Consider the following 21,695-nt stretch of genomic DNA (forward strand, 5'->3'; position numbering starts at 1 on the left):
AGCCCCACACATTAGCCGCGATGTCTCCGGGGACGAGGACGCACGAAGGCCCCGTTCCGGTTGCACTACGCCATGCTCGTACCGGTTACGCCCCGTAAGGAGGAAATCCACCGGTCAGTGCGGCCACCCCGGCCCGCGTCCGGGCCGCTTCCCCTGCCAGCGCCGCGGCGAACAGCTCCGCGATCCGGGCCATCTCCGGCTCCCCCATCCCCTGCGTGGTCACCGCCGCCGTGCCCAGGCGGATGCCCCGCTGGTCCCCGTACGGCAGCGCGCAGGTGTCCAGGACGATCCCCGCGGCGGCCAGCCGGCCGCGCGCCGTCGGCCCGTCCACACCGAGCGCCGCGGGGTCGGCGCTGATGAGGTGGGTGTCCGTACCGCCCGTCGTGACGGCGAACCCGCGCTGCTCCAGGGCGGCGGCCAGGGCGCGGGCATTGGCCACGACCCGGTGCGCGTACCGGGCGAACGGCGGGGCGGCCGCCTCGCCGAAGGCCACCGCCTTCGCGGCGATGGTGTGCATCTGGGCGCCGCCCTGGGTGAAGGGGAACACCGCCCGGTCGACCCGCTCGGCGAACTCGGCGCCGCACAGGAGCATCCCGCCGCGGGGGCCGCGCAGCACCTTGTGGGTGGTCGCGCAGACCACGTCGGCGTACGGGACGGGGCTGGGCGCGGCCCCTCCGGCCACCAGCCCGATGGGGTGGGCGGCGTCGGCGATCAGGTACGCCCCGACCTCGTCGGCGATCTCGCGGAACGCCGAGTACTCCAGGTGCCGGGGATAGGAGATGGACCCGCACACGATGGCCTTCGGCCGGTGCGCCCGCGCCAGCCGCTGCACCTGCTCGTAGTCGACGAGCCCGGTCTCGGCGTCGACGCCGTAGCCCACGAAGTCGAACCACCGGCCGGAGAAGTTGGCGGGCGAGCCGTGCGTGAGGTGCCCGCCGTGCGCGAGCCCCATGGCCAGGACGGTGTCCCCGGGCCGCAGCAGCGCCGCGTAGGCGGCCAGTACGGCCGCGGAACCGGAATGCGGCTGGACATTGGCGTGCTCGACCCCGAAGAGCGCCCTGGCGCGCTCCACGGCGGTCCGCTCGGCGAGGTCCACGTACTCGCAGCCCCCGTGGTAGCGGGCTCCGGGGTACCCCTCGGCGTACTTGTTGGAGAGCACCGAACCCAGCGCGGCGAGCACGGCCGGCGAACTGAAGTTCTCGGCGGCGCTCATCTGCAGCGTGTCCGCCTGCCGCCGCCGCTCCCCGTCCAGCACATCGGCCATCTGCGGATCCTGCTGCCGCAGGAGATCCGCCGCCTGCTCGGTGGTGACAGTCATGGCGACTCCCGCACGGTGGGCCTACCGGTACCAGCCACTGTAGGCCGCCCCCACCCGCCCCGCCCGCCGCCGTGCCCGGCAGGGCTCAGTGCGGCGCGTCGACGCCCGTCAGGGCCGTGACCACGGGGTCCAGCGCCTGGTTGATCTCGTCGCCGATCGACCGGAAGAAGGTGATCGGCGCCCCGTACGGGTCGTACACCTCGTCCGCGTCGGCGGACGGCGCCAGCAGCCACCCGCGCAGCGCCGCGGCGGCCCGTACCAGCGCCCGCGCCCGCTCCGCCATACCGTCGTCCAGCGGCGGCAGCGTGGCCGGGTCTATCGCCCGTACGAGCCGGGTGAACTCCTTCAGCGTGAAGGTGCGCAGCCCCGCCGAGTGGCCCATGGAGATGACCTGCGCCCGGTGGTCCCGCGTGGCGGTGAGCACCAGGTCGGCGCGTATGACGTGCTCGTCCAGCAGTTCCCGCCCGGTGAACCCGGACGCGTCGGCGCCGAAGTCGGCCAGCACGGCGGCCGCGTTGGCCTCCATCGGGGCGCCCTCGTGGCCCCAGGTGCCGGCGCTCTCCACGATGAGGTCCTCGGCCGGCAGGCCCAGCACGCCCAGGCGGTGGGCCAGCGCGTGCCGCGTCAGCCGCTCGGTGATGGGCGAGCGGCACACATTGCCGGTGCTGACGTGGAGTATGCGGAAGGACTCGCTCGCTATGCCACGCCCCTGAGGGCTCACGGAGCCACCTCGAGGTCGGGTACGACCTCCCGCAGCTGTGCGGCGCTCAGCGCCCCCTCGCGCAGCAGTACGGGAACCTTCCCGGTGACGTCGACGATCGACGAGGGCTCGGTGCTCGGGGTGGGGCCGCCGTCCAGGTACACGGAGACGGAGTCGCCCAGCATCTCGCGCGCCGCGTCGCAGTCGGCCGGCGCGGGGTGCCCGGACAGGTTGGCCGAGGAGACGGCCATCGGGCCGACCTCGGTCAGCAGCTCGATCGCGACGGGGTGCAGCGGCATGCGCACGGCGACGGTCCCGCGGGTCTCCCCCAGGTCCCAGGCCAGCGACGGCTGGTGCTTGGCGACCAGCGTGAGCCCGCCCGGCCAGAAGGCGTCGACGAGTTCCCACGCCTGCTCGGAGAAGTCCGTGACGAGGCCGTGGAGGGTGTTCGGGGAGCCGATGAGGACCGGGGTGGGCATGTTGCGGCCGCGCCCCTTGGCGGCGAGCAGGTCGCCGACGGCCTCCGCGCTGAAGGCGTCCGCGCCGATCCCGTACAGGGTGTCGGTGGGCAGCACGACGAGCTCTCCGCGGCGCACGGCGGAGGCCGCTTCGCGCAGACCCGTCTTGCGGTCCGTCGCGTCGTTGCAGTCGTATCGCCGGGCCATCAGCGGATCTCCTCGTGCAGCGTGGGGGTGGCGGGGGAAGCGGTCGCGCGGATCACGGCATGGCCTTGCGGGCGGTCGCGAAGCGCGGGCGGTTGTTCAGGTCGGGGTGGTCGGCGGCGTCGGCCCAGCCCCGTTCGTCGGCGAAGATCCACGGCACCTGGCCGCCCTGGGTGTCCGCGTGCTCGATCACGACGATGCCGCCGGGCCGCAGCAGCCGGTGGGCGGTGCGCTCGATGCCGCGGATGGTGTCGAGGCCGTCCTCGCCGGAGAACAGCGCCATCTCGGGGTCGTGGTCGCGGGCCTCGGGTGCGACGTACTCCCACTCGGTGAGCGGGATGTACGGCGGGTTGGAGATGACCAGGTCGACCTGTCCGTCCAGCTCGGGCAGCGCGGTGAGCGCGTCGCCCTGGTGCACGGTGACCCGGGAGCCCTCGGCGTTCTTGCGGGTCCAGCGCAGGGCGTCCTCGGACAGCTCCACGGCGTGCACGCGCGAGCGCGGCACCTCCTGGGCCATGGCGAGCGCGATGGCGCCGGACCCGGTGCACAGGTCCACGATCAGCGGCTCGACCACGTCCATGGCCCGGACGGCGTGTATGGCCCAGTCCACGACCGACTCGGTCTCGGGCCGGGGCACGAACACCCCGGGACCTACCTGGAGCTCCAGGTAGCGGAAGAAGGCCCGGCCGGTGATGTGCTGGAGCGGCTCGCGCGCCTCACGGCGGGCGACGGCCTCCCAGTAGCGGGCGTCGAAGTCCGCGTCCTTGACGTGGTGCAGTTCCCCCCGCTTGACGCCGTGCACGAAGGCCGCGAGCTCCTCCGCGTCGAAACGCGGTGAGGGCACGCCGGCGGCGGCCAGCCGCTGGGTGGCCTGGGCCACCTCGGCAAGCAGCAAGTTCACGCTGGTCCTCCGGGCTGCTGTCGTACGGGGGGGGTGGGGCGAAGGTCAGTGCGCGGCCGCGAGCTTCGCCGCGGAGTCGGTGTCGACACAGGCCTGGATGACCGAGTCGAGGTCGCCGTCGAGCACCTGGTCCAAGTTGTACGCCTTGAAACCGGTCCGGTGGTCCGAGATCCGGTTTTCCGGGAAGTTGTACGTACGGATCTTCTCGGATCGGTCCACGCTGCGCACCTGGCTGCGGCGCTGGTCGGAGGCCTCCTGCTCGGCGGCTTCCTGGGCGGCGGCCAGCAGGCGCGAGCGCAGGATGCGCATGGCCTGCTCCTTGTTCTGGAGCTGGCTCTTCTCGTTCTGGCAGGAGGCGACCACACCGGTCGGGATGTGCGTGATGCGCACGGCCGAGTCGGTGGTGTTGACGGACTGGCCGCCGGGGCCCGAGGAGCGGTACACGTCGATGCGGAGGTCGTTCATGTTGATCTCGACCTCGACCTCCTCGGCCTCCGGGGTGACGAGCACGCCGGCGGCGGAGGTGTGGATGCGGCCCTGGGACTCGGTGGCCGGCACGCGCTGTACGCGGTGCACGCCGCCCTCGTACTTCATCCGGGCCCACACGCCCTGGCCGGGCTCGGTGGCACCGTTGCCGCCCTTGGTGCGGACGGAGACCTGGACGTCCTTGTAGCCGCCGAGCTCGGACTCGGTGGAGTCGATGATCTCGGTCTTCCAGCCCACGCGCTCGGCGTAGCGCAGGTACATGCGCAGCAGGTCGCCGGCGAACAGGGCGGACTCGTCGCCGCCGGCGCCCGCCTTGATCTCCAGGAGCACGTCCTTGTCGTCGCTGGGGTCGCGCGGGACGAGCAGCAGGCGGAGCTTCTCGGTGAGCTCTTCGCGCTGCGCGCTCAGTTCCTTGACCTCTGCGGCGAAGTCGGGGTCCTCGGCCGCCAGCTCCTTGGCCGTCTCGATGTCCTCGGCCGACTGCTTCCAGGCGCGGAAGGTCGCCACGATCGGGGTCAGCTCCGCGTAGCGCTTGTTCAGCTTGCGGGCGTTCGCCTGATCGGAGTGGACCGAAGGGTCGGCGAGCTTCGTCTCGAGGCCGGCGTGCTCGCCGACCAGTTCCTCGACCGCTTCGAACATCGGATGCTCCTGGGGTGAAAAGTCAAAAATGGGCTGGGCTCGCTGAACGACGACAAAGGCGCCGGTCCGGCCGCCCCCGCGTGGTCAGGGGGCGGCCGGTGACCGGCGCCTGGGTCGCGCTACTTCTTGGCCGCACCCTTGCCGAAGCGGGCCTCGAAGCGGGCCACGCGGCCACCGGTGTCGAGGATCTTCTGCTTGCCCGTGTAGAACGGGTGGCACTCGGAGCAGACCTCGGCACGGATGGTGCCCTCGGTCAGGGTGCTGCGGGTGGTGAACGACGCGCCACAGGTGCAGCTGACCTGGGTCTCGACGTACTCGGGGTGAACATCGCGCTTCAAGGTGTCTCCTAGATTCGGGAGGGCGCCGGGTCGCAGGAGCCGAATTGCGCACTGCGTGAACCGGGGCCGACAGACCAGTCTGCCAGGACCGGGCCGCCTGTCAAAATTCCGGGAACGCTCTCCTCAACGGGGAGGGGTCCCGGTCTATTCCTGCCCGGTCCTGCCGGATCCCGGCAGCTCCCGTTCCGCGGGGGTGCCGCGCGGGTGCCGCTACTGGACGATCGAGCCCGCGGTGCTCTTGTCCCCGGTGGAGTGCTCGGTGGCCGCGGCGGGGATGGGCTGGTCGGCCAGCAGGGCGTCCCAGACCATCTTGGAGTCCTTGGGCAGGATCGCGACACGGTCCTTGTCGAGCGGGTCCCGGGTCACCGGCAGGGTGATCATGCGCATGTTCTCGGCGCCGATGCCCTGGAGCCCCTGGGCGAAGCTCGCGAGGGACTTCATGTCGCCGAGCGCCTTGTCGGTGGTGATCGCCTTGGTGGCGGAGTCGGCGAGGCCGAACAGCTTCTTGGGGTTGTCGAACACGCCGACGCCCTTGACCTGCTTGATCAGCGCCTTGATGAAGGCCTGCTGGAGCTGTATTCGGCCCAGGTCTCCGCCGTCGCCGACGCTCTTGCGGGTGCGGACCAGGCCGAGGGACTGCTCGCCGTTGAGCTTGTGGGAGCCGGCCGGCAGGTCGAGGTGGCTGCCGTCGTCCTTGATCGGCTTGGTGGTCGTGAGCTCGACCCCGCCGAGGTTGTCGATGATCTTCTTGAAGCCGGTGAAGTCGACCTCGATGTAGTGGTCCATGCGGATCCCCGACATCGCCTCGACGGTCTTGACGGCGCAGGCGGCCCCGCCGATGGTGAAGGCCTCGTTGAACTGCGCGCGCTGCCTGGGGGCGCTGGTCTTCCCCTTGCCGGTGGGGCAGGCGGGCCGCGGGAGCATCGTGTCGCGCGGGATCGACACGACGCTGGCCTGCTTGTGGCCCTCGTAGAGGTGCACGATCATCGCGGTGTCCGAGCGGGCCGAGCCGCCGTCGTCCGCCCCGTACTCGCCGTTCGCCCCGTCGCGGGAGTCGGAGCCCAGGACCAGGATGTCCATCGAGCCGTTGTCGACGTTCGGCGGGCGGTCCTTGCCGAGGGCCTGGTCGATGTCGACGCTGTGCAGGTTGCCGTTGAGCTTGAAGTAGAACCAGCCGAGGCCTCCCCCGCCCAGCAGGACCACCCCGGCGGCGGTCCAGGCGGCGACCCTGAGGCCCTTGCGGCGGCGCGGCTGCGCCCGGCGCCCGCGCGTGCGTGCCGCCCTGCGACCGCTGCCCCTGCTGTCCTCGCTCATGCTCTCCTCGGTCCTGGCTCCGTTGCCGGCTGTCACTCACACAGACGGACTAGCGCATTCCAGGGTTCCACGGAGCGTGGACCACTCCACACGCCCCCTCCCCCGCGGGCACGACCCGTGACCGGACACCCACCGAGGGTCCCGATCCGGGGGTTCAAGGGTGTCTTGCAAGGCCGCGCGGGCGCAGGCGTGTGGCGAAGGTCGCACAAACGGAGCCGCCCCCGCCGCGGATGCGGCGGGGGCGGCTGCGTGTGCGGGCGACCCGGTCAGTCGTCGTTCTTGCCGGCCGGGGTCGTCTTGGCGATCTGCATCAGGAACTCGGCGTTCGACTTCGTCTGCTTCATCTTGTCGAGCAGCAGCTCGATCGCCTGCTGCGAGTCGAGCGCGTGCAGCACCCGGCGCAGCTTCCAGACGATGGCGAGCTCCTCGCTGTTGAGGAGGATCTCCTCCTTGCGGGTGCCCGACGGGTCGACGTCGACGGCCGGGAAGATGCGCTTGTCGGCGAGCTTCCGGTCGAGCTTGAGCTCCATGTTGCCGGTGCCCTTGAACTCCTCGAAGATCACCTCGTCCATGCGCGAGCCGGTGTCGACCAGCGCGGTGGCCAGGATGGTCAGCGAGCCGCCGTCCTCGATGTTGCGCGCGGCACCGAAGAAGCGCTTCGGCGGGTACAGCGCGGTCGAGTCGACACCACCGGACAGGATGCGGCCGGAGGCGGGCGCCGCCAGGTTGTACGCGCGGCCCAGACGGGTGATGGAGTCCAGCAGGACGACCACGTCGTGACCCAGCTCGACGAGGCGCTTGGCGCGCTCGATGGCCAGCTCGGCGACGGTGGTGTGGTCCTCGGCCGGGCGGTCGAAGGTCGAGGAGATGACCTCGCCCTTGACCGACCGCTGCATGTCCGTGACCTCTTCCGGACGCTCGTCGACCAGGACGACCATCAGGTGGCACTCGGGGTTGTTCGTGGTGATCGCGTTGGCGATCGCCTGCATGATCATGGTCTTGCCGGTCTTCGGCGGGGCCACGATCAGACCGCGCTGTCCCTTGCCGATCGGCGACACGAGGTCGATGATGCGGGTGGTCAGCACGCCCGGGTCGGTCTCCAGGCGGAGCCGGTCCTGCGGGTAGAGCGGGGTCAGCTTCTGGAACTCCGGTCGGCCGCGGCCCGATTCGGGCGCCATGCCGTTGACGGAGTCCAGGCGCACGAGGGCGTTGAACTTCTCGCGGCGCTCCCCGTCCTTGGGCTGGCGGACCGCACCGGTGGTGTGGTCGCCCTTGCGCAGGCCGGCCTTGCGGACCTGGGCGAGGGAGACGTACACGTCGTTCGGGCCGGGCAGGTAGCCCGAGGTCCGGATGAACGCGTAGTTGTCGAGGATGTCGAGGATGCCCGCGACGGGGATCAGGACGTCGTCGTCGGCGACCTGCGGCTCGTTCGGCGCGAACTCGTCACGGCCGCGACGGCCGCGACGGTCGCGGTAGCGACCGCGGCGTCCGCGACGGCCGTCCTCGTCGAAGTCGTCCTGCGGGCCGTTGTCCTGACGGTCCTGCCGGCCCTGTCCGCGGCCACCCTGCTGCTGCTGGCGGTCGGCGCGGTCCTGGCGGCCGCCGCCCTGCTGCTGGCCCTGGCCGCCCTGCTGCTGGCCCTGCTCGTCGGCCTTGGCGCCGCGCTCGCGGCGGCCCTGCTGACGCTCACCGCGCTCACCGCGCTCACCGCGCTCACCGCGGTCGCCGCGGTCACGGCGGTCGCGGCGGGTACGGCCCTCGCCGGCCTCCTGCGCCTGGCCTTGGGGCTGGGCGGAGACGGCGGTGGCGGCCTCGGCCTTGGCCTCGGGCTGCGCGGCCGGGGCGGCCTCGGTCTTCTGCTCGACCTGCACGGCGACGGGGGCCGAGGACTCGGGGCTGCCCGAGGGGGCGGTGGCCCGGCGGCGGCGGCGCTCGCCGATCGGCGCGTCGTCGCTGGCCGGCTGGCCCGGGATCTCGATCTGGGCCTGGGCGGCGGGCTTCTCGGCGGGGGTCGCGGCGGCGGCCTCGCCCGTACGGGCCTTGCTGGTGGCGCGGCGCTTCGGCTTGGCCTCGGCGGCGTCGGCGGCGGGAGCCGCGGCGGCGGCCTTGGGGGCGCTGCCGCCCTGCGCCTCCTTGATGACCTCGATCAGCTGGCTCTTGCGCATCCGCGCGGTGCCCCTGATACCGAGGCCCGACGCGACCTGCTGCAGCTCGGCCAGGACCATGCCCTCGAGGCCGGTGCCGGAGCGGCGGCGCTTGGGGGCGGCGCCCGCGGCGGGGGCACTGGTGTCGACGTTGGTGTCGGCAGCGCCCATCAGATCGGTGGTGTCGCTCACGAAGGGTCCTTCCCTGGAGCGGACGTCGGCCTGTCTGGCTCGGCGACCGGTTGTGCTGTCCGACAACGGTCCTAGGTGTGTGGACCGTGCCGGGGCGGTGGTCCGCCGGTAAGAGTTACGGCGGAGAGAAACGTGCATGGTGGTTCCGGCGAGAAGCCCCCGAGCTGGAAGCGTGGGAATGTCACGCCGATTCCGGAGCGTGCCCGAAACTGCTGGCAGCGATCAAAGCAGTCGGGGAGGCTCCCGGAAGAAATGTGGTCCCGGATGGGGACACTGAGCACCGAGCCATGGCGGCTTCGGATGCGCACTTGAGGTTAACACTACCGGATCCAACAGACATTCCCCCTCTCAATCACCGGCAATCGCCCCGCCCGGGGGCGGACGGCCTGCCCGGCCGCCCGCCCCCGGCGGGCCGTGTCACTACGACACGGACTGACCGCCCTGGGCGCCCAGCGGAAGGACGCTCGCACCCGCGGCGTCGAGGGCGAGCCGGTTGGCGGCCCACCCCTCGCCCGCGAGCTGCGCGACCTTGTCGGCCGCGCCGTTGTCGACCAGCGCGAGGACCGTGGGGCCCGCGCCGGAGATGACCGCGGGGATGCCGTCCGCCCGCAGCCGGTTGACGAGTGCCACGCTCTCCGGCATCGCCGGGGCCCGGTACTCCTGGTGCAGCCGGTCCTCGGTGGCGGGCAGCAGGAACTCGGGACGCCTGGTCATGGCCTCCACGAGCAGGCCCGCGCGGCCCGCGTTCACGGCCGCGTCCACGTGCGGGACGGCGCGCGGCAGCAGGCCGCGGGCGGTCTCGGTCAGGACCGGCTTCGAGGGCACGAAGACCACCGGAACGATGGAATCCGCAGGGTCCATCCGGATCGCCTTGGCACTGCCCCCCTCCATCCACGCCAGGGTGAAGCCGCCGAGCAGGCAGGCGGCGACGTTGTCGGGGTGGCCCTCGATCTCGGTGGCGAGCTCCAGCAGCGCCGCGTCGTCGAGCTTGGCCTCTCCGCCTATCGTCACGGCGCGGGCGGCGACGATGCCGGCGCAGATCGCGGCGGAGGAGGAGCCGAGGCCCCGGCCGTGCGGGATGCGGTTGGCGCAGACGACCTCGAGGCCGCGCGGCTGCCCGCCCAGCAGGTCGAAGGCGGTGCGCATGGAGCGTACGAGGAGGTGGCTCTCGTCCCGCGGGAGGGTGTCGGCGCCCTCACCCGCGATGTCGATGTCCAGGCCGGAATCGGCTACCCGGACGACGACGTCGTCGTAGAGCCCCAGGGCAAGGCCGAGGGCGTCGAAGCCGGGGCCGAGGTTGGCGCTGCTGGCGGGGACGCGCACCCGTACGGCGGCGGCGCGGAACGCTGGACCTGCCATCGGTCGATGACACTCCTTGTGACTGTGCGGGATCCGGCTGCTGCGCGGGATCTTCGCTGCGAATGTACTGGAGAACGTACGACACCCGAAGGCCCTTGGGGCAGCACCGCGGTCATATGCGCGGTGGCGGATGTGAGGACAGCGTATCGAAGGAAGGTTCTCCCGCGACATAGGGCGCACAGGAGGCGCACGATGCGTGTCGGTGTCTTCCGCCGGTTCCCGCTGGACGGCCGTTGGCCTTTGGTGCCGTACGGCCCCGTTGCCGGATTCCGGAGACTTCCGGAATCCGGCAACGGGGCTCGGGGCCCCCGAGGGGGCCGGGTGCCAGGGGCCCGGGTCAGACCAGGCCGAGGCGGATGGCCGCGGCCTCGGCGTCCACCGGGACGGTGACCGGCTGCGGAGCACCGGCGACGGCCCAGTCGGGGTCCTTCAGGCCGTTGCCGGTGACGGTGCACACGATCTTCTGGCCGGGGTCGACCAGGCCGGCCTCGGCGGCCTTCAGCAGACCGGCGACCGACGCGGCCGAGGCGGGCTCGACGAAGACGCCCTCCTGCGCGGCCAACAGGCGGTAGGCGGCGAGGATCTGGCGGTCCGTCACCTCGTCGATGAGGCCGCCCGACTCGTCGCGCGCGGCGAGCGCGTAGTCCCAGGAGGCCGGGTTGCCGATGCGGATCGCGGTGGCGATGGTGTGCGGCTCCTTGACGACCTCGCCGCGCACGATCGGCGCGGAGCCGGAGGCCTGGAAACCCCAGACTCGGGGCGTACGGGAGGCCAGGCCGTCGGCCTTGTACTCCTTGAAGCCCTTCCAGTACGCCGTGATGTTGCCGGCGTTGCCGACGGGCAGCACGTGGATGTCGGGGGCGTCGCCGAGCGCGTCCACGATCTCGAACGCGGCCGTCTTCTGGCCCTCGATGCGCACCGGGTTGACGGAATTGACCAGCGCCACCGGGTAGTTGTCGGACAGCGCGCGGGCCAGGTCGAGGCAGTCGTCGAAGTTGCCGTCAACCTGCAGGATCTTGGCGCCGTGCACCAGGGCCTGGCCCATCTTGCCGAGGGCGATCTTGCCGCGGGGCACGAGGACCGCGGACACCATGCCGGCGCGCACCGCGTACGCGGCGGCGGAGGCCGAGGTGTTGCCCGTGGAGGCGCAGATGACGGCCTTGGCGCCGTCCTCCTTGGCCTTGGTGATGGCCATGGTCATGCCGCGGTCCTTGAAGGACCCGGTGGGGTTCGCACCCTCGACCTTGAGGTGCACCTCACAGCCCGTGCGCTCGGAGAGCACCTGGGCGGGGACGAGGGGAGTGCCGCCCTCGCGGAGCGTGACCACGGGAGTCGCGTCCGTGACCGGCAGGCGGTCCCGGTACTCCTCGATGATGCCGCGCCACTGGTGGGTGCGATTGCTGCTCATGGGTCCTTACTCCCCTTCAACACGCATGATGCTGGCGACACCGCGCACGGTGTCCAGCTTCCGCAGCGCCTCGACGGTCCCGGAGAGGGCGGCGTCGGGTGCGCGGTGGGTGACGACGACGAGGGAGGCCTCGCCGTCCTTGCCCTGCTGGCGGACGGTGTCGATGGAGACACCGTGCTCCGCGAAGGTGGTCGCCACCTGGGCGAGGACGCCCGGCTTGTCCGCCACATCGAGGCTGATGTGGTAGCGGGTGACGACGTCCCCCATGGGGCTGACCGGCAGCTGGGTGTACGCCGACTCGCCGGGCCCCGTTGCCTCGGCGAGCTTGTTGCGGCAGACGGCGACGAGGTCGCCGAGGACCGCGGACGCGGTCGGCGAGCCGCCCGCGCCGGGCCCGTAGAACATCAGCCGTCCGGCGGCCTCGGCCTCGACGAAGACGGCGTTGTACGCCTCGCGGACGGAGGCGAGCGGGTGGCTGAGCGGGATCATCGCCGGGTGGACGCGGGCGGTGACGGACTCGCCGTCCGCGGCGCGCTCCAGGATGGCGAGGAGCTTGATGGTGCAGCCCATGCGCTTGGCGGAGGCGAAGTCCGCGGCGCTGACCTCGGTCATGCCCTCGCGGTAGACGTCGTCGAGGCGGACCCGGGTGTGGAAGGCGATGCCGGCCAGGATCGCGGCCTTGGCGGCGGCGTCGTAGCCCTCGACGTCGGCGGTGGGGTCGGCCTCCGCGTACCCGAGGGCGGTGGCCTCGTCGAGCGCCTCCTGGTAGCCGGCGCCGGTCGAGTCCATCTTGTCGAGGATGAAGTTCGTCGTGCCGTTGACGATGCCCATCACCCGGTTGATCTTGTCGCCGGCGAGCGACTCGCGCATCGGGCGGACCAGCGGGATGGCGCCGGCGACGGCGGCCTCGTAGTAGAGGTCCAGCCCGGCCTGCTCGGCGGCGGCGTGCAGGGCCGCGCCGTCCTGGGCGAGCAGCGCCTTGTTCGCGGAGACGACGGAGATGCCGTGCTCGAAGGCGGTGGTGATCAGGGTGCGGGCGGGCTCGATGCCGCCGATGACCTCGATGGCCACGTCGATGTCGCCCCGTTTGAGGAGGGCGGTCGCATCGGTGGTGACGAGGGCGGGGTCGATGCCCTCGCGCACCTTGGAGGGACGGCGCACGGCCACGCCGGCGAGTTCGACGGGCGCGCCGATCCTGGCTGTCAGATCGTCGGCGTGCGTCGTCATGATGCGCGCCACCTCTGAGCCGACCACTCCACAGCCCAGCAGCGCCACCTTCAGCGGACGCGTACGCATCATTGACCTACGCCTTTCGATCTTTCTTCGCTCCCGGCGCGCGGTCTTGCGCGCCAGGTATGAACCAGTCTCACTCAATGGACAGGAGTTTCCATCTCCGGTCCATTGAGTGAGACGTGTACTGAACGTCTATTTTGGGGGCCCGGACCGTTCCCCCAGAAATATGGGAGTCATCCGAGGTCGAGGGACAGGAGATCTTCTTCCGTCTCGCGGCGGACGATCACCCGCGCCCCGCCGTCGCGCACGGCCACGACGGGCGGGCGGAGCGCGTGGTTGTAGTTGCTGGCCATGGAGCGGCAGTACGCCCCGGTGGCGGGCACGGCGAGCAGGTCGCCGGGGGCCAGGTCGGCCGGCAGGAAGGCGTCCTTCACGACGATGTCACCGCTCTCGCAGTGCTTGCCGACGACCCGGACGAGCATCGGCTCGGCGTCGGAGACGCGGGAGACGAGGGTGACCGCGTATTCGGCGTCGTACAGGGCCGTGCGGATGTTGTCGGACATGCCGCCGTCGACGGAGACGTACGTGCGCAGCCCCTCCAGCGGCTTGATGGTGCCGACCTCGTAGAGGGTGAAGGCGGTGGGGCCGACGATGGCGCGGCCGGGCTCGACGGAGATGCGGGGCGCCTTGAGCCCGGCGCTCTCGCACTCCCGCGCGACGATCTCGGTGAGCGCCTTGGCGATCTCGTGCGGCTCGCGCGGGTCGTCGGCGGAGGTGTAGGCGATGCCGAGCCCGCCGCCGAGGTCGATCTCGGGCAGCTCGACGCCGTGCTCGTCGCGGACGGCGGCCAGCAGGCGGACCACCCGCTTGGCGGACACCTCGAAGCCGGCCATGTCGAAGATCTGCGAGCCGATGTGGGAGTGGACGCCGAGCAGCTCCAGCGAGTCGTGGCCGAGCGCCCGCCGTACGGCCTCGGCGGCGGACCCGTCGGCGACGGCGATGCCGAACTTCTGGTCCTCGTGGGCCGTGGCGATGAACTCGTGGGTGTGCGCCTCGACGCCGACGGTGACGCGGATCTGCACGGGCTGGCGTACGCCCAGCTCGCGGGCGATGTGCGCGACGCGGGCGATCTCCTGGAAGGAGTCGAGCACGATCCGCCCGACGCCGGCCGTGATCGCACGGCGGATCTCCGCCTCGGACTTGTTGTTCCCGTGGAAGGCGATCCGCTCGGCGGGCATCTCGGCGGCGAGGGCCGTGGCCAGCTCCCCGCCGGAGCACACGTCGAGGTTCAGCCCCTCTTCCTTCAGCCACCTCACGATGGCCTTGGACAGGAACGCCTTCCCGGCGTAGAACACGTCCGCGTCCTTGCCGAAGGCGTGCGCCCAGGCGCGGCAGCGGGCCCGGAAGTCCTCCTCGTCGAGGAAGTAGGCGGGGGTTCCGAACTCCTCGGCGAGCCGGGTCACTTCGATCCCGCCGACGGTGACGACGCCCTCGTCGTTCCGCGTGACGGTACGGGACCACACCTTCTCGTCGAGCGCGTTCAGGTCGGCCGGCGGCGGGGCGTAGTGGCCCTCGGGCAGGACGTCGGCGTAGCGGGGCCCGGCGGGGTGCGCGGAACGGCTCATCGGTATCTCTCTTCGCGGTTCACAGGAAGTCTGGGGCGTCTATGCCGAGGAGGGCGAGGCCGCCTGCCAGCACCGTCCCGGCGGCTTCGGCGAGTGCCAGCCGGGCGCGGTGGGCGGCCGAGGGTTTCTCGTCCCCCTTGGGCAGGACGTGGTGCTGGAAGTCGAGGAGCGCGTCGGCGACGGCGACGAGGTGCCGGGTGAGCCGCTCGGGCGCCTGGTGGTGCGCGGCGGCTTCGAGCACGAGCGGGTACTCGCCGAGCAGCCGGAGCAGCTCACGGCCGTGCGCGTCGTCCCCGGGCTCACCGCGGAACCCGAGATGGGCGGCATTGCTCGCGAGCGCCCGCGCGCGCGCATGGGCGTACCGCACGCGGAAGAACTCGCTGGACTCGTCCTGGACGAGCAGCCCGGGGGTGAAGGAAGGGGTCTCGCGGGCCGGTACGCGGAGCATGGCCCAGGCGGCGGCGTCCGCCCCGTACGCGGCGACGACGTCCCCGTCGCGGCGGGCGACGGGTGCGACGCGGATCTCGGGCCCGTCGGGGAGGCCCTGGCTCTCCCGGATCCGCCGCACGGCCGGCCGCAGGGTGCTCCCGCGCGGTTCCCGGCCGGGCGCGTGCCCGTACCGGACGCCGTTCTCCCTCACCTCCCGGACGAGGGCGGCGGCGGAGACGGGGGCGAGGCTGAAGTTCAGGAAACCCGGGCCGGTGATCTCCACGCCCTCGATCCCCGGCTCGTCGGCGAGCAGCCGGCCCGCGAGCACCCGGGCGACCTCACGGGGTTCGAGCCTGGCGCCCTTCGCCACCTGGAGCGCGACGGGTGTGGCGTACTCCCCCACTCCGCCGGGGCGGGTCCGCTCGACGACCACCCGCTCGGGGACGCTCGCGGCGAGTTCACCGCTCTCGACGGCACGGCGTACGGCTTGTACGACGGCACGAGAGAGGTCGGCGGGGATCACGGAACCCAGCCTAGGCGAGAAGCCCCTGGGCCATGCATCGGGTTTCGCCATGTGAAATAGGAGGCGGGCCCCAGGCCCCTTCAGGCCTCCCCAGACCCCTTCAGGCCCCTCGCCCGGCCCTCCCGGCCCGCCCGGCGGGCGCCCCCTTCCGCTCGACGAGCCGCCGTACGACCCGCACCAGCTCGGCGGGCTCGAAGGGCTTGGCGACGAACGCGTCCACCCCGGCGGCGATCCCGGCCTCGACCTCGTGCTGCGTACAGGCGCTGACGATGGCGACGGGCACGTGCCGCGTCCGCGGATCGGCCCGCAACTGCGCGGCGGCCCCGAACCCGTCCAGCCGGGGCATGACCACATCAAGGGTGATCGCGTCGGGACAGACCCGGTGAACGACGTCCAGACACTCGGCACCATCGTTCGCGGTCACGACCTCGAAGCCCTCCAGCTCGAGATTGACCTTGATCAGCTGCCGGATGACCTTGTTGTCGTCGACAACAAGCACCCGGCCCGAGGCGCCTGGCACAACTTGAGAGTAGGTCGCCCTAAGCCCCCGCGTCCGGGTTTTTGCCACTTCCACCCCCTCCGGGCGACCGACCTCCCCGTCCCGCCCAAATCGGTTCCTGATCACCCCGCGGAAGCTGGTAGTGTTCAACCCGTCGCCGCAACGCGAACGACACGCCCCCGTAGCTCAGGGGATAGAGCAACGGCCTCCGGAGCCGTGTGCGCAGGTTCGAATCCTGCCGGGGGCACTTCGCAAGAAGTGCTAAAGAAGCCTCTGACCTGCAGAAATGCAAGTCAGGGGCTTTCTTGTTCCTATCAAGAGACACACGGCCTGTCTGACCGTTGCGCTTTCTGGCACCTCGCCCCTCACACCTCCCCGACCTGGATCGCCGTGTCCTGGCCGAGGACGCGGCCGACAACGGCTACATGTCCCGGTGTCTGGCAGCGGGTTGGCGCGTTCGCGCCCCCGACGGCTGGGAGCTCGTGGCACTGCTGCGCGAGAGGCAGCAGTCCGCGTCGGGAGAGGGAGGGGACCGGGGATGAGTGCCGTAAGGGCGCGAGTCGCTGTCGCACCGCAGGCCAACGGGGACATCCGGCGCGTCGATTCGGGGACCGGGGACGCGGTCGGCGAGTTCGTCCGCCGGCTGCGCGCCGACCGGTCCGGCCGCGCCCTGCGGCTCACGCCTCTGCGCGCCGCCGGTGACGATCGCACCCTTCCCCACCCCTGTCGCCCCGGTACCTTGTGCGCCGGACGCGGGCACCGTCGCCGACGTCCGGCGGGCGCCTCCTAGCCGCCCGGGGTGAGGGTGGCGGCCAACAGGCGGGCGCTGGAGGGGATGGCGTGGGCCGGTTCACCGTAGGCGGCGTGAGCCTGGTCCAGGGTGGGCATGAGGCTCGGGGCGCGGTCGTCGGGGGCGCGTTCGAGGAGCGTGATGCCGGTCTCGGCCTCCTGAGTGGGGGCGTAGCCGGCGGCGCGCAGGGCGGTGAGGGTCTCCTCCGGGGGTGCTGTGGAAATCAGGACGGTGGGGGCGATGCGGCGCAGCCGGAGTTTGGTCAGGCCGCGGGCCCGGGCCACCTCGGCGATCAGGGCGGTGTCGTCGGAGCGGATGCAGCAGGCGGAGCGGACGACCTTGAGCTGTCCGTGGGTGCGGGCGGTGTCCTTGATCGTGTAGGCGAGCGGCTGGGGCAGAGGGGTGCCGCGCTCGCTTGCCGCCGTGAGGCCGTTGAGGAGTTCGTCGGCGCTCCAGCCCGCGTCCAGGGCCCGGCGTACGGAGGTCGCCGTGATCCGCCAGACCACGGCGTGTCCTTCGGACTCGATGTCGCCGACGGCGGAGAGCAGGTCGGCCAGTGCCGGTGCGGGCGCGCCGGTGACGGTGGCGGTCAGGTCGCTCTGGAACCGGGCCGTGTCACTGGGCTCGGGCAGCGCGGCGTACAGGTCCTCGCGGAGGGTGGTCACCGCCTTCGCCAGGGTGGGGCGCAGGGACAGGTCCTCGCTCAGGCCCTCGGAGCCGCGGGCCGACGGGTCCGTGTCCGCGCCGGGCACGGCCGGGTAGTGGTGGGCGGCGCCCGCCTCCAGCAGGCGGCACAGGGACCGGCCGACGGGGGTGAGCGCGCCGTGGGCGACCACGCCGAGCAGGGCCGCCTCGGTCAGGGTGGCCGCCATGCGGTCCATGACTCCGTCCAGGCCGGTCAGCTCCCCCGTGGCGTCTGCGGCCAGGTGAGCGCGCAGGGCGGGCTGGAACCATGCGGCCAGGGAGAGTAGTTCGGTGTATCCGCGCGCGTTCGCGGTCAGCCCGTGGCCGTCGGGGAGGACGGCGAGCGCTCGTAGGACCCCGGTGCGGAGGGTCACGGCGTCCTCGTCCCGCGGGCTGATGAGCGCGACCGGGGTCTCGTCGGGGTCCGGCCAGTGGGTGAGAACCGCGGGGAGCGCAGCCCAGGCGGCGAGCAGCGGCAGCAGCTTGCCCGCTGCGGGGGCGGCGGCCCAGGAGTCGTAGCGGTCGCTCGGCAGCAGCCGGGCGGAGGGCTTGGGGGCCTTGGAGTTCCGGCGGCCCCGGGAAGGCGGAGCCGGTTCGTCGTTCTGGGGTGCGGCCAGGCCGGCGTTCACCGCGAGGTCCAGCCACAGCCGGGTGCCGGCCTCATCGGCCCCGGCCGCCCTGGCCAGCCGGCGGGTGTCCCGTACGGCGATCCCGCCCGCCTTGCGGATCGCGACCGGCTCGGCGGCCAGTGCCCGCAGGACCAGTTCGGCCCGCCAGGCGGCTGCCGCGGCGGCCGTGCCGCCCTCGCCCTCCCAGCCGGACGGCAGCGGCGCGGTGGCGGTGAACGGCTCCGGTTCCAGCCGGGGGCTGGGCACCGCGCCCTCATCGCGGAGCGCACGGGCGACCTCGTACGGAAGTTCCACCAGGTCGAGGCCGCAGGGGATCAGCAGTCCGCGCCCGGCCAGCCAGTCGGTGCCCTCGTCGCCGCTGCCGCCCTCCCGGAAGACGTACTTGGCGTCCGGGCCCGCGTACTGCGACGCGTACCGGCCGACGAAGCAGTGGGTGCGCAGCAGTGGCGGGCCGGGTACCAGGTGGTCCAGCAGCTCCAGCGCCCGGACCGGGGCGTCCGCCAGCAGTGCCCGCACGCGGGCGGGATCGGCGAGCAGGGCGGTGATCAGCTCCTGGGCCCGGTCGCGGGTACGCGCCGCGCCCTCGCCGAAGAGGTTCGCGGCGATCCGTTTCACCTCGGGGGCGTTGTAGGCGTTGGTCAGCAGCCGGTCGGCCGTGCGCCCGTAGCCGTCGAACCCGGCGGCGCGGACGTGCAGCAGTGGCGGCAGCGCCAGTTGGCCCTTGGGCGCGGGGAGCAGCAGCGCGCGCTCCCGCAGTCGGGCGAGCGTGTGCTCCGCCCGCCGCCGCTCCTCCCCCGGCTCGAACCAGGCCAGCACGTCCCGCTCGGGCACCAGGCGGTCCGCGGGCACCACCGGGGCAAGCGGCTTGCGCTGTTGCCAGGGATGGCGGGGCCCGTCTTCGGCCTCGCCGCCGGCTACGGGGCCGTGCCGCTCCAGGGCGAGGGAGGCGATGGAAGCGAGCAGTTCGAGTTCTCCGGCGGTGCCCGCCATCAGGCCCTGGCACACCGACTCGTCGGTGAGCAGGTGTTCGGCGAGCTCGCGGAGGTCGGTGATCCGCCGGTACTCGGCGGCGAGCGGCAGATCACGCTCCTCCAACAACGCGGTGAGCCGCTCGGAATCCAGGGTGCCCAGCCATTTCGCGAGGGTGGTACGCGCATTCACCCGGCCAGGCTAGCGTCGCCCGGTCACCCCTCGGGGGTGAACCGGCCGTGCCCGTCCTCTCGGACCGCCGCGCTCAGTACCGGCGCGGGTACCTCACCGTGCCCGCTCCTGGCGGCCCGCGCCCTGAAGGTCACGCCGATGGTTCGCCCTTGGTGGGGGTCGCGTCCTGTTCGCGTGCGGGGTCCGGTCCTGCGGCGGTCTGGGCGGGGGGTGGGGGGCGGGGGGTTGCCGTCAGGGTCAGGGCCGTGGCCGTCAGGGAGACGAGGCCGCCTGCCGAGAGGGACCAGCGGGGGCCCCAGTGGTCGGACAGCCAGCCCGTCAGGAGGGCGCCCAGGGGGGTCGTGCCCATGAAGATCAGGGTGAAGAGGGCCATCACGCGGCCCCGGTAGGCGGGGTCCGAGCCGAGCTGGATGCGGTGGTTGGCCGCCTGGGCGAAGTACATCATCGCGAAGCCCGTGAGGGCCAGGAGGAGGCAGGCCGTCGGGAGGGTGGGGGCCAGGCCCGTGAGGGCTTCCGCGGCTCCGAAGGCCAGGGCGGAGCCGGTGACCACGGCGGCCGTCGGGCGGGTGCGGCGGGCCGTTGCCGCGAAGGCCGCCAGCAGGGAGCCCGCCGCGAGGGAGCTGCTCAGCAGCCCGAAGGCGGCCGAGCCGGTGTGGAACTCGGCCTTGGCCAGCAGGGGCAGCGTCAGCTGGAAGTTGAAGCCGGCCAGGCCCAGCACGCCGGTCAGGGCGAGGGGGAGGACCAGGTCGGGGCGCCGGGTCACGTAGCGGATGCCGTCCCGGATGCGGGGCGCGGACGCAAGGGAGGGCGGGCCCTGGAGTTCCGCGGGGCGCATCAGCGCGAGGCCCGCCACGGCACCCAGGTAGCTGCACGCGTTGATCAGGACCACCGGCCCGACGCCCAGGCGTGCGATGAGCAGGCCGGCCGCCGCCGGACCCGCCACCCGGGCGGCGTTGAAGTAGGCGCCGCTCAGGGCCGAGGCGTTGGGCAGCAGTTCACCGCCCACCATCTCCCCCGTGAAGGCGATGCGGGTGGGCACCTCCACCGCGCCGACCGTCCCGAGGGCGAGGGCGAAGAGCCAGATGTGCCACAGGCGGACCTCGCCCAGGAGGATCCATGCGCCGAGGAGGAAGGACAGGGCCCCCGACGCCAGGTTGGCGAGGATCAGGATGCGGCGTTTGCTGTGGCGGTCGGCGAGCCGGCCGCCGTAGAGGGTGAGGAGGAGTACGGGTGTGAACTGGAGGGCGGTGACGACGCCCAGGGCCGTGCCCGAGTTCCCCGACAGCTCCAGCACCAGCCAGTCCTGCGCGACCACCATCATCCAGGTGCAGGTCACCGACAGGAGCTGGCCGAGGAAGAAGAGCCGGAAGTTGCGTATGGAGAGGGAGTCGAAGGCGCGTTTCAGGGTGTGCACGGTCGCTCGTTTCCCTTCACCCCGTTCCCTCGATTCTCCGTGGTGAGGGGGGACCGGCCACTCGGCGAGGCTTCCGGTGGTCCGTACGAGGGCGACGGGCCGGGGTTGGTGGGTTTGGGGGGTGGGTGGCGGGCGGGGGCGTGCGTAGGGTGGTTCGTGAGGCCGCTTTGTGCCCGTTGACCAGGTGCTTTGCGGCGAGGGAGCGCACAGAGGATGGGGCGACGAGGATGCGTGAGCTTGCGGGGACGGCGCGGCAGTGGGCGGCCGAGGGGCGGGTGGCGTTCCTGGCCCGGCCCGTGACCGAGCAGGGGTTCGGGCCCCGGGACCCCGCCGGGGCCGTGCTGGTGGACGCCCGCGGGGAGTGCGTCGGGGGCCTGTACCGGGGGGTGTTCGACGCCGAGCTGATCGCGGAGGCCGGGGCCCTGGGCTCGGGGGAGACCGCGCGGGTGTGCGAGGTGTCGGTCGGGGCCGGTGAGGCCACGGAGGCGAAGCTGACCTGCGGCGGGCAGGCCGAGGTGTTGCTGCAGCCGTTGTCCGCGATCCCCTCGGAATGGTGGGAGCTGCTGGGCACCGGGGCCGGGGTGGCGCTCGTGACCCGGCTCAGCGAGGGCGCGGACGGCGCCGTGAGCGAGGTCGTACGGGCCGACGACGTACCGGCCGACGACGCCGGGCGGCGTGCCGGGGAGCTGCTGGGGACCCGGCGGCCCGGGCGGGACGCCCTGTACGGGGGCTCCGGGCTGGTGCTGGTGGAGGCGTACCCGTCGGCCCCGTACGTGGTGATCGGCGGGTCCGGGGAGCTGGCCGAGGTGATCGGGGCGCAGTCGGCGCTGCTCGGCTGGGAGTCCGTGGTGGTGGAGAACGCGGCGGACGCGGAGAAGGTGCTGACCGCGCACCGGGACGCCGCCTGCCTGGTGCTGCTCAGCCACGACCCGGACTTCGACGTGCCGACCCTGCTCGGCGCCCTGTCGCTGGAGATCCCGTACGTCGGCGCGCTCGGCTCCCGGCGGACGACCGCCCGGCGCCAGGACGGGCTGGTGGCCGCCGGGGTGGGGGCGTCCGACCTGGCGCGGGTGCACGGGCCGATCGGGCTGGACCTGGGCGCCAAGACCCCGGCGGAGACGGCGCTGGCCATCTGCGCCGAGATCCTCGGGGTGCTCGGGGGCCGGGACGCGCGGGGGCTGCGGGACTCGGACGGGCCGCTGCGCTGAGGGGCCCCGTTTGCGGCTCCCGTTGCGGCTCCCGTTGCG

General features: G+C 72.5%; 17 protein-coding genes and 1 tRNA gene. 2 read left to right on the forward strand and 16 right to left on the reverse strand.

Annotation, left to right across the window (positions count from 1 at the left end):
- Window positions 1–85: 85 nt before the first annotated feature.
- The 14 genes from ACZ597_RS01825 to ACZ597_RS01890 all read right to left on the reverse strand — a co-directional run bounded on the left by ACZ597_RS01825 (window position 86) and on the right by ACZ597_RS01890 (window position 15,845).
- Window positions 86–1,318 carry a serine hydroxymethyltransferase gene (locus ACZ597_RS01825; RefSeq protein ID WP_471323610.1) on the reverse strand — a complete coding sequence of 411 codons (1,233 nt, stop codon included), beginning with the start codon at window positions 1,316–1,318 and terminating at the stop codon, window positions 86–88.
- An 85-nt stretch (window positions 1,319–1,403) separates the two neighbouring features.
- On the reverse strand, window positions 1,404–2,039 hold the full coding sequence (locus ACZ597_RS01830) for an arsenate reductase/protein-tyrosine-phosphatase family protein (protein WP_471323612.1): 636 nt from the start codon (window positions 2,037–2,039) through the stop codon (window positions 1,404–1,406).
- On the reverse strand, window positions 2,036–2,683 hold the full coding sequence (locus tag ACZ597_RS01835; RefSeq protein ID WP_007266583.1) for an L-threonylcarbamoyladenylate synthase: 648 nt from the start codon (window positions 2,681–2,683) through the stop codon (window positions 2,036–2,038). Before ACZ597_RS01835 ends, ACZ597_RS01830 begins: the two co-directional genes overlap by 4 nt.
- 52 nt (window positions 2,684–2,735) lie before the next feature.
- Window positions 2,736–3,581 carry a peptide chain release factor N(5)-glutamine methyltransferase gene (prmC, locus tag ACZ597_RS01840; protein ID WP_007266582.1) on the reverse strand — a complete coding sequence of 282 codons (846 nt, stop codon included), beginning with the start codon at window positions 3,579–3,581 and terminating at the stop codon, window positions 2,736–2,738.
- Window positions 3,582–3,626: 45 nt separating this feature from the next.
- Complete coding sequence (gene prfA, locus ACZ597_RS01845; protein WP_471323615.1) at window positions 3,627–4,706, reverse strand: peptide chain release factor 1; 1,080 nt, start codon at window positions 4,704–4,706, stop codon at window positions 3,627–3,629.
- A 119-nt stretch (window positions 4,707–4,825) separates the two neighbouring features.
- Window positions 4,826–5,044 (reverse strand): 50S ribosomal protein L31, encoded by a 219-nt coding sequence (gene rpmE / locus ACZ597_RS01850; protein ID WP_007266580.1) that lies wholly within the window; start codon window positions 5,042–5,044, stop codon window positions 4,826–4,828.
- A gap of 210 nt (window positions 5,045–5,254) precedes the next feature.
- Window positions 5,255–6,358 (reverse strand): LCP family protein, encoded by a 1,104-nt coding sequence (locus ACZ597_RS01855; RefSeq protein WP_471323618.1) that lies wholly within the window; start codon window positions 6,356–6,358, stop codon window positions 5,255–5,257.
- Between the two features lie 266 nt (window positions 6,359–6,624).
- Window positions 6,625–8,694, reverse strand: coding sequence for a transcription termination factor Rho (rho, locus tag ACZ597_RS01860; RefSeq protein ID WP_471323621.1), 2,070 nt, complete (start codon window positions 8,692–8,694; stop codon window positions 6,625–6,627).
- Between the two features lie 420 nt (window positions 8,695–9,114).
- A complete protein-coding gene (gene thrB, locus ACZ597_RS01865; protein WP_471323624.1) occupies window positions 9,115–10,053 on the reverse strand; it encodes a homoserine kinase in 939 nt (312 codons plus the stop codon).
- Window positions 10,054–10,390: 337 nt separating this feature from the next.
- Window positions 10,391–11,461: a threonine synthase gene (gene thrC / locus ACZ597_RS01870; protein ID WP_471323627.1), complete on the reverse strand. Its 1,071-nt coding sequence runs from the start codon at window positions 11,459–11,461 to the stop codon at window positions 10,391–10,393.
- 6 nt (window positions 11,462–11,467) lie between these two features.
- A complete protein-coding gene (locus tag ACZ597_RS01875) occupies window positions 11,468–12,760 on the reverse strand; it encodes a homoserine dehydrogenase (protein ID WP_007266575.1) in 1,293 nt (430 codons plus the stop codon).
- A gap of 167 nt (window positions 12,761–12,927) precedes the next feature.
- Entirely contained in the window at window positions 12,928–14,319 is a 1,392-nt protein-coding gene (gene lysA, locus ACZ597_RS01880; RefSeq protein ID WP_471323630.1) for a diaminopimelate decarboxylase, read from the reverse strand.
- Between the two features lie 19 nt (window positions 14,320–14,338).
- Window positions 14,339–15,271, reverse strand: coding sequence for an ArgS-related anticodon-binding protein NrtL (gene nrtL, locus ACZ597_RS01885; protein ID WP_471323633.1), 933 nt, complete (start codon window positions 15,269–15,271; stop codon window positions 14,339–14,341).
- A 100-nt stretch (window positions 15,272–15,371) separates the two neighbouring features.
- Entirely contained in the window at window positions 15,372–15,845 is a 474-nt protein-coding gene (locus tag ACZ597_RS01890) for a response regulator (protein WP_471325089.1), read from the reverse strand.
- A 100-nt stretch (window positions 15,846–15,945) separates the two neighbouring features.
- On the opposite strand from ACZ597_RS01890, the gene ACZ597_RS01895 reads away from it, so the two are divergent.
- Window positions 15,946–16,017 (forward strand) — tRNA-Arg (locus tag ACZ597_RS01895).
- Window positions 16,018–16,556: 539 nt separating this feature from the next.
- Here the strand turns inward: ACZ597_RS01895 and ACZ597_RS01900 are convergent.
- Both ACZ597_RS01900 and ACZ597_RS01905 read right to left on the reverse strand, forming a co-directional pair.
- Window positions 16,557–19,034, reverse strand: coding sequence for a helicase-associated domain-containing protein (locus tag ACZ597_RS01900; RefSeq protein ID WP_471323636.1), 2,478 nt, complete (start codon window positions 19,032–19,034; stop codon window positions 16,557–16,559).
- Window positions 19,035–19,164: 130 nt separating this feature from the next.
- On the reverse strand, window positions 19,165–20,448 hold the full coding sequence (locus ACZ597_RS01905; RefSeq protein ID WP_471323639.1) for an MFS transporter: 1,284 nt from the start codon (window positions 20,446–20,448) through the stop codon (window positions 19,165–19,167).
- A 227-nt stretch (window positions 20,449–20,675) separates the two neighbouring features.
- Here ACZ597_RS01905 and ACZ597_RS01910 point away from each other — a divergent pair, with 227 nt between their 5' ends.
- On the forward strand, window positions 20,676–21,656 hold the full coding sequence (locus tag ACZ597_RS01910; RefSeq protein ID WP_471323642.1) for an XdhC family protein: 981 nt from the start codon (window positions 20,676–20,678) through the stop codon (window positions 21,654–21,656).
- The last annotated feature ends 39 nt before the right edge of the window (window positions 21,657–21,695 follow it).

The sequence above is a fragment of the Streptomyces sp. NPDC040718 genome (assembly GCF_055593565.1).